At 35.4% G+C, this 12,358-nt stretch carries 11 protein-coding genes and 1 tRNA gene; 1 reads left to right on the top strand and 11 read right to left on the bottom strand.

Annotated features, from left to right (window positions below):
• Positions 1-164 precede the first annotated feature (164 nt).
• Positions 165-241: transfer RNA gene (locus ACMCNP_RS05930), tRNA-Arg, on the bottom strand.
• A 270-nt stretch (positions 242-511) separates the two neighbouring features.
• On the opposite strand from ACMCNP_RS05930, the gene ACMCNP_RS05925 reads away from it, so the two are divergent.
• The gene (locus ACMCNP_RS05925; RefSeq protein WP_419315124.1) at positions 512-1,174 is read left to right on the top strand and encodes a hypothetical protein; all 663 of its coding nucleotides are present in this window, start codon (positions 512-514) and stop codon (positions 1,172-1,174) included.
• 18 nt (positions 1,175-1,192) lie between these two features.
• On the opposite strand, the gene ACMCNP_RS05920 is transcribed toward ACMCNP_RS05925, so the two are convergent.
• The 10 genes from ACMCNP_RS05920 to ACMCNP_RS05875 form a co-directional block, all read right to left on the bottom strand.
• Positions 1,193-1,777, bottom strand: coding sequence for a hypothetical protein (locus ACMCNP_RS05920; RefSeq protein WP_419315121.1), 585 nt, complete (start codon positions 1,775-1,777; stop codon positions 1,193-1,195).
• Positions 1,774-2,289 carry a hypothetical protein gene (locus ACMCNP_RS05915; RefSeq protein ID WP_419315118.1) on the bottom strand — a complete coding sequence of 172 codons (516 nt, stop codon included), beginning with the start codon at positions 2,287-2,289 and terminating at the stop codon, positions 1,774-1,776. Before ACMCNP_RS05915 ends, ACMCNP_RS05920 begins: the two co-directional genes overlap by 4 nt.
• The gene (locus ACMCNP_RS05910; RefSeq protein WP_419315116.1) at positions 2,286-3,482 is read right to left on the bottom strand and encodes a hypothetical protein; all 1,197 of its coding nucleotides are present in this window, start codon (positions 3,480-3,482) and stop codon (positions 2,286-2,288) included. Before ACMCNP_RS05910 ends, ACMCNP_RS05915 begins: the two co-directional genes overlap by 4 nt.
• A gap of 79 nt (positions 3,483-3,561) precedes the next feature.
• A complete protein-coding gene (locus ACMCNP_RS05905; protein ID WP_419315113.1) occupies positions 3,562-4,578 on the bottom strand; it encodes a hypothetical protein in 1,017 nt (338 codons plus the stop codon).
• Positions 4,579-4,608: 30 nt separating this feature from the next.
• Positions 4,609-5,256: a hypothetical protein gene (locus tag ACMCNP_RS05900; protein ID WP_419315110.1), complete on the bottom strand. Its 648-nt coding sequence runs from the start codon at positions 5,254-5,256 to the stop codon at positions 4,609-4,611.
• Between the two features lie 45 nt (positions 5,257-5,301).
• Entirely contained in the window at positions 5,302-5,874 is a 573-nt protein-coding gene (locus ACMCNP_RS05895; protein ID WP_419315108.1) for a type II secretion system protein, read from the bottom strand.
• 65 nt (positions 5,875-5,939) lie between these two features.
• A complete protein-coding gene (locus tag ACMCNP_RS05890) occupies positions 5,940-7,229 on the bottom strand; it encodes a type II secretion system F family protein (RefSeq protein ID WP_419315105.1) in 1,290 nt (429 codons plus the stop codon).
• A gap of 36 nt (positions 7,230-7,265) precedes the next feature.
• Positions 7,266-8,918 (bottom strand): GspE/PulE family protein, encoded by a 1,653-nt coding sequence (locus ACMCNP_RS05885; protein ID WP_419315102.1) that lies wholly within the window; start codon positions 8,916-8,918, stop codon positions 7,266-7,268.
• A 43-nt stretch (positions 8,919-8,961) separates the two neighbouring features.
• On the bottom strand, positions 8,962-10,602 hold the full coding sequence (locus ACMCNP_RS05880; protein WP_419315100.1) for a type II secretion system protein GspD: 1,641 nt from the start codon (positions 10,600-10,602) through the stop codon (positions 8,962-8,964).
• 327 nt (positions 10,603-10,929) lie between these two features.
• Positions 10,930-12,261 carry an NRAMP family divalent metal transporter gene (locus tag ACMCNP_RS05875; RefSeq protein WP_419315097.1) on the bottom strand — a complete coding sequence of 444 codons (1,332 nt, stop codon included), beginning with the start codon at positions 12,259-12,261 and terminating at the stop codon, positions 10,930-10,932.
• Between the last annotated feature and the right edge of the window lie 97 nt (positions 12,262-12,358).

The following is a 12,358-nucleotide window of genomic DNA, read 5'->3' as shown; positions in this document are numbered from 1 at the left end:
AAACCGGTTACCGTAAATCTCTTCTTTTATGAGTTTTTCAATGTCTTTAGTAAACTACCCAACAGCTAAAAACTATTGGGATTCCTGTTAAGGGCTATTAAATATGCCTGCATATGTGTATTGATTTCTATTGACCGCGATAGAATACGCATCCTACTTTTTAATGGTGTGTCCGGCGGGATTCGAACCCGCTGCCTCAGGAGTCGGAGTCCTGCGCTCTATCCAAATGAGCTACGGACACATTAGAAATAAATCTAATACGTAAACTTTCACGTAATATTATACATAAAAATACTCAAAATTTCGACATATTTAAATACTCCGGAATCCCAATGTAGTCTCTATCCTGAATATGTTTTGAATCCTCAAAGAAATTAAAACGTGCCATTTTATCGATTTAAATTGGGCAATGCGTCAAAGTAGGGTACAATAAATACATACTAATTTTATATCGTATAATATAATATATGTATAACATATAAGTAATTTTTTATTTTTTGGTATATTTACAATGATAAACGACAATGACATGACGAAAATATTAGATGCAAAAGCAACGGAATTTGCGGATATCGTCGAGCAGGACCTTGAGGAGATATTAACCGAGCTTATATCTAATAATTACAAGCAGCATAATGTCGACTTCGAAACCATAATTAAAAATGATACGATGAGAATATGCAATGAAATCAACAAACTTGTGACGGCAGTTACTATCTCACCGAAAAATAAAAAAAAAATGGCTGACTACAAAAAATTTTTGCCCGAAATTGTACGATTGATAAAATTCACCGCTAATTTAAAAAGCATAAATAATGCCATAGTCTTAATAAAATTTAATATCGGCAAACTTTACGGGTATCCTACATTTAAAAAACAGGCATATATTCCAAATTTTACTCTTGCCGTAAGCTCTTTTTTTAAAGAAAATATTGATATATTTTTCTTGAACGGCGAAAAAAATATAGATACAAAAAATAGAACAAATATCAAATTAAAAAAAATAATGTACTTAGGTCATAAAATATTGAATGAATTTATGCAAAATACGGTTTACGAAAATAAAGATGATATTAATATTGCAAATCCCGAAAATCAAGTTATGTATTATTCCAACATAATATCCCTTTTAGAATTAATTTCCATAAACAGTCTCGAATTTACGACCATTTGAATTTTTAACGATCTTTTTTTACTTGAAGCCTAAATATTTTATTTTTCCCTTATATGAATAGCTTATGCCGGATAACCCGACCTTTATTATAAAAATATCTTTTATGTTTGTTCCGGCATGAACATAGTAGGGTTTTCCGTCGATTTTGATTAAAGCAACCTTGCCGCCCGTGAATATTAAAGACGGATGTAGCATCATATCATGGGAAAACTCTTTGATTTTTATATTATTAAAAAAATATGGCAATACGTTGCCCGAATGACGTGAAGAATCTCTTCCGTTATTTTTTGCAGAAAGAACAAAACGAGAATTAAACTTCACATCTCTTCTGTCCGGAAGATTGAATATATCCCTCAACTTGGCAATATTGCCGACACTGCCCGTCAACCTTTTCGCCATGACTTTTCTTTTCATTTTTGTTACGACCCTGTCCCTTTCTTTACTACCGAGATGACGACGGGATTTTACCATATGACCTTTTAATCCCCCGGATTCGCCTTTCATTGACCCTATAATTAAAACTATGATGAGAATTCCGACAACTACGAGTATAATCCACTTAATTATGCCTTTAAAAAGGCTTAAAATACCGGTGACAGTCACTTTGCAGCCCCTCTCTCTTTAACTAATCCGATTAGCCTAACGTACATAACGGCATTCATGCTTTTAATAGATACTAAAGATATTCTTTTAATCTCTATCGGAAACGCGTTAAATGTTTTTAAAAATGAAAATACGATTCCGATATTGTAAATTTTTTTCAACGATATTATTATGTCCTTAGAATTCAAGGATGAATTATTTTTATGGACCCTTGCATTTGTTCTAACTTCAATATCAAGACCGCTTTTTTTCAGATAATTTATATACGATAATATCGTTAAAATATCGGTAGACAACCTGTGGTATCCTGCCTTGAATCTTACGAGCTTTACTCTTTTCAAATTGCTCAGCCTGACTTCTAATGATCTTTCTCTATGCGCTTTATTCATATAGACGATATTTAACCTGTAATAATCATGAATTAGCGGAAATAAATTGAAACAAAATAAATAAATAACCGATAGAGACAATAATGCTATTGCAATAGGTTTGCCATTCTCAAATTTTTTCATTTTATGTTTCCGTAAAATTTAATATAGGGTCTTTCAAATTTGTCTAAATCATATGAAAAATGCATATTTTTCAAGGATGACGCGTTTTCTAAAAGCATATCGTAACTCTTGGCAAACTTTCTATATCCGCCAAAAACAAGAGCTGTTCCCTTCACCGCATATAAATTTTTTACTTTTGTTATGACGAGACTTTTTATTTTAATCCCCTTTGGAAAAATAGATATAAGCCTTTTTAAATAAGGAAGAATATAGGGGGACTCAAATTGTTCATTAAAAGAAGCTTTCTGTCTTTCGTATTTTATCTGTCTTGATAAATGACCGATATTACTGTTTAAAACATTGATTCCCCGACTTTCCGTATATATTTTTTTGTTTACGGATAGGATGATAAATTGCATTATAATGATAAAAACGATTAATACCCCCATATAAATATTATTCAGTCTATTTTTTTTAATACGGAGCTCTTTTAATTTAACATTAGGATTTTCGAAATGCGGCGTCTGTCTCTCCATATTATCAAAGAATTCAAAAAAATCTCCCGTATTAAAATTAATTATTCCGGCTTCGGGGAATAATGCGTTAATATTATGATTAAAATCCCCATCGTTGCCGTTTATAAATATTTTTTCTATTTTGACTCCTTTATAATTCAGTTTGGCTATCAGGAGTGTCAAATTTTCATTCAGCATGTCCCCTTTAAAACTAATCACTGGAAATATGCTAAATCCATTTGTAATTACCGTAATTTTATAAATATTTTCCGTTTCTTCAATAAACATGAATGTGCCATACTTATCTGCATTCAGTTTTTCATTTAAAAAATTTAAAAATAATATTGCCAAATAATCGTAAGGTATAACGAAATCAATACCTTTTAACAAATAATATTTCTTGATATTAGAGGGTAGACTATGATATATTCCGTATTCTTTACTACCGTTGAAAGCGACAAAATAAGATTTACTCCCGTAATACTTACCGAGATATTTATTGGAACCGGGTTTCGTTGCCCGCCCGATATCTTTTTTATAAATCACCGAAAAATTTATATTTTTAGATATCACGGCAACCGCGGCAACTCCTCCGCCGTATTCGGTCTCATTTGGATTATCGTGCGAAAAAACAGATTTGTCGCCGTCAAAGTATTGGTATATCCCGTACTCTTCTATATAAATTATATTTTTAGGCATTTAAAATCATGTTTTAATTAATAATTATTTTTATTTACGTTTATAAGCTCAAACCCTTGCGATCCAAATTTAACGCATTTTAATTCTCCGTATTGGTTTGATTCAAATTTATCAGTTTCGGTAAGTGATCTGCCGGTATTTCTATTTCATAGCCGGACGGTCTTATTGGAACATAGTCGGTTACTATATCACTAATTCTGTTCCAACTTTCATATTCGACCATTCCCCTGACTTCGGGAAGATAAGAATTTTGGAATGCCCCGTTTATCCTTGTAACAGAGGTATAAGAGTCCCCCTCGCCATATTTGTAAATCGGAATGTTTTTATCAATGCAATGAAAGACCGAATCATCGGCATAACTTAATATTGCCTCGTTACCCTTTACCGCCTCCACTATAAAATAAAGTTTAAGGGGCCCGTCACTCACTACTCTCTCGTATTTATGATAACCGAACTTCTCCTTTATGCGGTAATATCTCGTGATATAGCAAGTTGCTCCCGTTATATAAAAATTTTTTCCTATATATGAATCGTAAGCGCCACCATAATTGCTTATGGCTATGGGATCTATATAAATTATTTCCTTGCCGTTGATTATGGAACTTCCAGGTATATTATCGCTTACCTCTCTGTAATAGTTGTAATAGTTACCCGATACGTGATTTTCGGCAACCGATATGGTGAGCGCATAGCTTATTTCTCTGAGGGTACCGCTCACGATGCCGTTATTGACACTGAGGCATATTTTAGTATCGTTTTTAGACTCTATGGTACCGTATATACAATTTGGATAAGACTTACCTTTAATAAGGTTTATTCCAAGTCCTTGAGGTAAATAATCTGCTTCTTGAAGGGGCAATATGTCGCCGAACTTTCTGTTATTATTTACGTAAGTGCTTTCGGCGTTTATCAGCGTATTTGCAAGTATGGAGACGTTATTGGCCCTGTCCTCGAATAACGCCCCTTTAAGCGCCGGCATCGACATAACCGCCATTATAGAAATGACGATTATGGAAACGACGACCCCCATTAGTGAAAATCCTTTATTGTTGCCCTTGCCCGCTATAATACCTGTAATGATAAATCGCATAAACATCTTCTATCACCTCCTTCTCTTATATTTTTTTTAAAAAAGGGTTAAGATTGAGGTTAAAAATCCAACCGTCGTCTTTACGATTTTGCTCAAAAGAGAGCTTTTTACGTCAATATCGGCATCGGCATAACTTATGCCGCCATTCACATTCGGACTCATCAAAGTTGAACTGACGGTAACAGCGGAATCGGCATGAGACATGCCGTATTTATTCAATGCAAATGAGACTCTCGCCGCGTCGGAGCTGTAAACAATTTGTCCCACCGCGCCCGTAATGCCTTTGCTAATTTCCCGCGATACGATATCGGAAGAAGCGGAATATTTCGGTATAAAAATATTTAATTCATTTTTTTTATTTCTAAGCTCTATGCAAATATAAACGCTATTTTTAAATAATTTCTTTTTAATACATCCTTCACCGTTACGATCGTAAATAGCCATCGGACTCAAATAGGGAGGTCTTTCCCTTTCAAGATCGTCTAAATCGGCGAAACTCCCCTTGTCAAACAGGCGGGCATGCTCTGCCTTTATGATCAAGTCTGCCGTGTTCACGATATTTTGGGCCTGCCTGTTATAGATCTTGCCCTCGTTAAGTCCATAACATGATTTTAAAAAAACGCTTAGATTAAAAACGACAGACCATGACGACGATAATAGCAGTAGCAGTATAAAATATCTCATAATAATCAAAGGGTTAAGGTTTAATAAATGCGGATTTTATATTTTTTAATTAAAGGTGAATGTTAAATTTCCATGAAAAATAGAATTGTTGGCATTAGCGGCATTACCCCCGAATAAATTGCTTAAACATGTCCCCCCGTTACCTATATTAAAACCGGTACTCTCGTTTGCGTTAACGCCCGAGATAGAATTCTCTAAGGAATCACATATATTTAGCGCCTGTGCATTAGTCATCTGCGGAGCGACTATGCCTATGACGTAATCATACCGTCCTGGACTTGCATTCGTGGCAATGTAATAACTTTGCACGAAACCCTGATTGGGAGGAGTTACGTCACTTGCATTCACTGTCCACGACGCAGGAATCAAATTATTCTCCTGCATTGCATGCGGTAACGTAATGCCGGCAGGGGGAATAATACTTCCTCCATTTACCTGCACATATGAATTGACTGCCGATTCGAGCTTGGAAATTGATTGGACCGCCGCCGTAACGTTAGAAGATCCGATAAGTCCGTTGTAAACCATTAATCCGCCGGCAGACAATATGCCGACGATAATCATTGCTACTATTATTTCCATTAAAGTGAATCCTGATGCATTTTCTCTCCTTATCATATTTTTGTTCCTCCCCATGCATGCTTTTTATAGATGAAATTTAATAAATTTATTCATTATTCTTATTAATAATTCCCCGGCAGACTGACCATCCCCTGTATAAGCGGCAAAAATAACGAAAAGAACATTAAAAGTAAAAAAAATACCACGGAAGCCATGACTAAAAAGAACAGCGTCTTAGTAAATAAGTGCATGGTATAACTCGATTTTTCTTTAAAATCCTTAGACAACCTCAGAATCGTATCCGGCAAAAATCCCCCTATCTCCCCGTAGTCTATGGATTCTATGACGTCTTCACTTAAAAAATCTGCATTGTCTAAGGAATCCCGTAAGGTAAAACCGCTCATCAAGGAGTTGTATGCCAAATCAAATTTATATTTAAAATACCTCTTTTCTGTATTGTTTCTAAAATAATCGAACATGACAGTAATCGTAAGTCCCGATGAAATCATGAGGGAAAACCTGTAAAAAAACCAGCTAAGATAATTATAATTAAAAATATTTCTGATGGTCGGAATATCTAAAAATAGCGTCAGTAACCTTGATTTTATTTCAAATAGATCAAGAATTATTATTGTAAAAATAGAAACGGCTAAAACTATAATGTATATAAATATGCTTTTTATATAAGTAAATAGCCAGATTACATATTCGGTCGAAGAGGGTATTCGGGAAAACTGGCTAAAAAACGAAGCAAATGTCGGAATTATATAGTATAAAAATACCGTAAATGCCGTAAAAAGTAGAAAAAACAGAAATGCAGGATAGGCCATCGTCCCTACGACATTTTTTCTATATAAATCTTTGGCATCGAAGAATTCAGAAATTTTTAAAAAGACCTCGGGATAATTACCGGTTGAAGCCGCCAAGTCGACTAAAGACAGGACTAATTCTTCAAAATAATGAACCTTAAAAATTTCCCCCAAGGTATATCCTCTCTCTAACATAACCGTACAATCTTCGACAAACTTTCTACGGTTTTTTATTTTTGCCCGCTTGTGATCGTTATAAAGCCACTTTACGAGGTATATAAATTTTTCTTTCAATTTTTTATTTGTTTTTGATTCCTTACCCTCCTTTTTATTCTTATTTATATAATAAAAAGCCTTGCCGATAGAACCGACCGATTGCGCAAGTTGATAAAGCTCGATAAAAAATGCGGCAAGTTCTTTATCCTTCATTCCCGCATTTTTTATCGGATGAAATATATTCAAAAATATATTGGGCACCACAAATGATGGCAGATAACCTTCCGAGGTCAACCTGATTCTGACATCGGACGATCTTTCCGCTTGAATATTTTTTATTAGAGCACATCCTTCCGGACCGTAGTATCTTACTAAAAAATTTTTCATAATGACATCACACCCTGAATTAAGAGCAGTATAGAATTAATTTGAAAGATTAAAATAAGTCTCCGGATCTATCTCGCCGTTTATTAATTTTTGAAACGCTTGAATTTTTAACGATTCAAAGCCAGATAGGTTTAGTAATATTTCTTCCAATTTGGAATGATTAAATAAGACGGATAGATCTTTGTATATTTCCTCCTTCACGGCATCGTTAAACTCCGCAATTTCAATAATGGGCTTCCTTTTAACGTACCCTGTCCCCCCGCAATCTACACAATGACTTTTGCCCCCGACATATACCGAATCTAACCCCATGACTTTGTCGGATTTTATAAAGTCATAGCTCGCTGAAGACAGCATATCGATACTGGATTCAAGTCTTTCCTTCATGGCATTTCTATATAAAGACGGTAATTTTTCAAAGGAAATCTCTTTTTTACAGGAGGAACACAGTGGCGTATAAAGTCTTTGCGCCGTTACGAACCTTAAAAGCGAGAAAAGCTGCAATAAGTCAACATTCAAAGACTTAAACCTATTAAATATGGCAAGAGAGCAATTGGCATGCATCGTAGTAAGAAGAAGATGTCCGGTTTCCGCCGCAATTAAAGCATATTTTGCCGTTGTCTCGTCCCTAATCTCACCGACCATCATTATACCCGGCTCGCTTCTCAACATGACTCTGATAGCTTCCTCGTATCCAAAATCATCCGATATATTCATCTGGGTTATATTTGACTCCCTAAGTTCAATTTCAACCGGATCTTCTATTGTAATAATAGATTTTTTCTTTTGCGACAAAAGTTTCAACATCGCATAAAATGTGGTAGTTTTCCCGGAACCTGTCGGTCCGGTAGAAATAATCAACCCATCCGGATATATATATGCCTTTTTCAATAATTCCGCTTTACGGTCCGAAAATCCGATATATTTAAAATCTATAACTTTATTAAGACCATGAATTCTCAAAACGGCTTCAAACAACGCCAACTCTTTATCTAACTTGGAAGAAATAGGCAAGAACGCAACCCTTATATCAACCTTAACACCCTTGTAAAAATTGGAAACGAATATAAACTTAGCGTCTAATCCCTCGCCTTTCTTTAATGTTGTCTGACAGTGCGCAGCTATGATATTAATTATTCTTTGACCAGACTCCATACTTAAAACCCTTATAGTTTCCTGTCTTGCATCTGTATCCATTATTACCGCGTAAAAACTTTCCGAACGCTTAATCCTTAAATTTGGCGAACCCTTTAATAAGGCGCTATCTATGGCCTCATCTAATATATCTTTTTCCGAAGAACCGGATTTACTGATAAAAGTACTGTTAAGGGCTCCGTAAATCTTTCTTTTTGTCGATAATCCTATTTTGAATCCGGCCAAATTTTCATCAAAAGCCATTTTCTCCGAGAGGTCTTCCGTAATCTCGCTGCAAACTATATAGTTATCGTCGCCCCTTGTTAGGATTATTGCTGGAATACTATAAAGAAAACTAAATCCGAGCCTTTCATTTTCGTTTTTATTTATACAAAGGCTATATAATTCTTGAAAAAATTCCTTACCCGAATCATTAACCAAATAATCTATTATATCCATATCGTTTACATAACCGTTTCCAACAAGTATGTCGCCCAACTTCTCGCCACTTATAGACTGCACAAGAAGCGCATCCTTTAATTGTGAATCCGTCAATTTCCCTTTTGATATTAAATAATCTCCGATTCTCATGAGTATATTATGAAATAATTTTAGGTGTTAACATAATAAGCAGATCTTCTTTACGGCTTCTGTTGTTTATCGATTTAAATAAATTACCGATTAGCGGAATTTTGGATAACAGAGGTATCCCGTAGCTATTTTCGGTTTTATCCGTAGTTAATATCCCGCCAACGAGTATAGTGGAACCGGATTTTACGTTTACCGTATCGGCAAAACTTTTAGACTCTATTATGGGGTTGCTAAAACTTGACCCGTTAATAGAGAAAGACCGATATCCAGTGATGGAATTATCTATCAAACTTAACGTAACCGAAACCGAATCGTCTTTAAAATTAATATGTGGGGTAAATGATATGGAAAGTCCTGTCTGCACCTGAGATATAACCGGATAAGTCTCCGTCTGAGATAAACTTAATGCCATCGTCTGAACACTTGAGACGTAAGGTGTAATAGTTCCGGAAGATATCAGCCTCGTCTGACCATCCATCAGCACCAATCTCGGTTGGGATATAACGTTGACCGAACCCTGCATTTTAAGCGCACTCAGAATGGCAGCACTATTGCCGGAACCGGTGAATCCTATATAGGGGGCGTTATCGTTGATGCCGTTTCCGGAAGCAAGCCGAGCGGATATAAAAACCGCACTCATCCCTAATGTATTTGCTTTAAACACCTTATTGAATAACAAATTCCAGTTTACGCCGGTCTGAAATCCCCTATTCAAATTTACATCTATTACTTCCACTTTTAAAAAAACCTGTTTGGAGAAAAATTTATCGATATTTTTTATATAACGAGATACCTCTTCTACATTCGATACTCTACCCTTAACCCATATGACCCCGTCTTTTCGATTAATAAAATATCTCCCTTCTTTTGCGAGCATTACTTTTATGTTATTTGAAATAATATTGTAAAGACTGTCGGATTCCGATAAACTCAAAGAAAGAGAGCCGGAGGGGTTAGACGGAGTCTTGACGCTTCCGGCAGTGCTATCGCCTCCTTTTATATTGCTGTCGTCTCCAGAACCTGTTGCCGCCATGCTGTTTGGGTTATTATTTTGAATATTCATTCCCATCATTCCAACCGTAGAGGAAAAAGAGGATAATAGATCGGAAACGGGTATATGAAAGGTTTTTTCTTCTACCACATAAACAATTATTTCTCCGTTTTTATAAACATATTTAAAACCGCTATCGGTTATAAGTCCGTTCAAAACCTTATATAATCGGATATTTTTATAATAAACCTCATTTTTTAATTTATTCGGAAAACCGCGATAAAATATTATGGGGATCCCTATTTCACGAGACAAAAGCATTAATGCGGATTTTACATTTCCGTCACCCGATAGTGAAACCCTCTGCTTAAGAAAAACTGGCATAACAGTCCGTTTAATGTTGGCTTTATGTAAACGATTACCGCTACGGTTTTGATAATTATATCCGCTGCTTATCTTGTTCATTGGAATGACTTGTGGCTTTTTAAGATTTATACCGTATTTTTTAAGCAACATATTAAAATTTCTGTTTTTATTCCCCTGCATTGTTTTACCGTAAACAAAATTTGAATTTATATTGAAAAATAAAAGCTGAATAATACACGACAAAATAATAATCGTAAAAATCTTAATACCGAAGGCATATTTAATATTCATAAAATTTTAATCTTAAATAATCAAATATTTATTATTTTTGCTTTTCAATCTTTATGGCTGCCCTATAGCTAAAATTATACGATTTAAATATTTCTGTATTGTGAAAATTATATTTCTTTTAGATTAAATTTTTATTAAGATAATATTACGAAACGTCTCCGGAGGTATATTTAGAAGGTTTTTACAGCGATTTATAAGGACGGTAATAGGGCAATATAAAAATTTAACGGGTTTAAAAGATAGCCGTAACGACACATTTATTGCTATCTTGTCGTGAAAATGGAACAAGGGAGGCAAAATATTTGCATATTTCTTACGCTTTTTAACTCAAATCCAGGAAAACCAACCCTGGGGTAATACGGTGATAATACCAAGTACAACCATTATTACACCCAAAATTCCTACGCTGAAAAGCGCCGGTTTAGAATAAACATAATTTCCGAGAATCTTTTTGCTTCCCGCAAGCATTATTAAAAAACCGAGAATCACGGGAAGCACAAATCCGTTAAACGCCTCAACATCCACCATTATAGTCACCAAGGGAAGCCCGGGTATCAAAACGAGCATAGCAGAAATAAAAATTAAAATGACATATACGAAGTAAAATGTTTTAGCTTCGCCGAATTTATGGCTCAGACTGTGTTTGTACCCCCATGTCTCACCGGCTGCCCATGTAAAAGACATAGAAACAACAAACGCGGCCAACAGGCTTGAAGTGAAAAGCCCTATTGAAAAAAGAAGACCGGCATATTTTCCGGCAAGAGGTATTAGCGACATGCCGATTGCTTTAGCGGTAGAAGGCACGATATTGGCTTTAAAAAGCGTTGCCGCCGTCATAACTATTACCGCTATCATGAGAAGTTGAGTCAGTACGCTGCCTATCAGGGTATCTACCTCTGCGAGCTTGAGGTCTTTTCTGCATAAATTTTTCTCCACGGTTGCGCTTTGCTGATAATATATCATCCACGGCATTATGACCGCGCCGGCATTGGCCGCTATAAGCCATATGTATCTTTTATCGTTCAACGGCTGCTTACCGAGCAATCCGTTAAAAACTATTTCATGAATATTTGGATGGACAAAAAATGCGGCAGGAATGAAAATAAGCGTGGATAGAGAAAAAATAAGAGCAATACTTTCAGCCTTTTTATAGCTCCCTGTAAATATAACTAAAAGCAACACTAAAAAACTTACTCCAACCGTAAGTATTTTCGGTATTCCAAATATTTCTCCACTTGCCGCGATGCCTGAAAACTCTGTTATTAATGCCGAAAAAACAACAAGAAAAAGGGTAACCGTTGCAAACATCGCCCACTTTTCTCCATAATATTCGCGTATAAGCTCTCCGTGTCCCTTTCCCGTAACGCATCCTAATCGCGACGTCATTGATTGTATAAGATACAATATCGGAATTAAAAGAATTTGAAGCGGTATCAGCTTATAGCCCCATTGCGCCCCGGAAACACCTGCCGTCGTTACCGACCCTGCATCCATATCCGCAATCATGACGATAAAGCCGGGACCCAAAACCTTAAAAAAATGAAAAAACCTATCTAATATTGGAAATCTATATCTTGTTTTTTTTTCTTTTTTGTGTCTGTGTCCTCCGTCTCCTTTCTCGACATCTTCACTGATCTCAGCTGTTTGTGAATTTTTCATCAAAGGTTGAATGCCCTTTATGTATTTATTTTAATTTTATCTATGATTTATTATTTATATCGTAATTTAATCGTCTTTGAAAAATACATTATTGATT

This window comes from Candidatus Acidulodesulfobacterium sp. H_13, from assembly GCF_048541835.1.
GTDB lineage: Bacteria > SZUA-79 > SZUA-79 > Acidulodesulfobacterales > Acidulodesulfobacteraceae > QIJE01.
The sequence above is the reverse complement of the archived record's forward strand: the minus strand, read 5'-3'. Positions and strand labels throughout refer to the sequence as shown.

Coding starts and splice junctions, on each gene's coding strand:
- ACMCNP_RS05925 (WP_419315124.1), top strand. CDS start 512: ATGATAAACGACAATGACATGACGAAAATATTAGATGCAAAAGCAACG.
- ACMCNP_RS05880 (WP_419315100.1), bottom strand. CDS start 10,602: ATGAATATTAAATATGCCTTCGGTATTAAGATTTTTACGATTATTATT.
- ACMCNP_RS05905 (WP_419315113.1), bottom strand. CDS start 4,578: ATGTTTATGCGATTTATCATTACAGGTATTATAGCGGGCAAGGGCAAC.
- ACMCNP_RS05890 (WP_419315105.1), bottom strand. CDS start 7,229: ATGAAAAATTTTTTAGTAAGATACTACGGTCCGGAAGGATGTGCTCTA.
- ACMCNP_RS05910 (WP_419315116.1), bottom strand. CDS start 3,482: ATGCCTAAAAATATAATTTATATAGAAGAGTACGGGATATACCAATAC.
- ACMCNP_RS05895 (WP_419315108.1), bottom strand. CDS start 5,874: ATGATAAGGAGAGAAAATGCATCAGGATTCACTTTAATGGAAATAATA.
- ACMCNP_RS05875 (WP_419315097.1), bottom strand. CDS start 12,261: ATGAAAAATTCACAAACAGCTGAGATCAGTGAAGATGTCGAGAAAGGA.
- ACMCNP_RS05900 (WP_419315110.1), bottom strand. CDS start 5,256: ATGAGATATTTTATACTGCTACTGCTATTATCGTCGTCATGGTCTGTC.
- ACMCNP_RS05915 (WP_419315118.1), bottom strand. CDS start 2,289: ATGAAAAAATTTGAGAATGGCAAACCTATTGCAATAGCATTATTGTCT.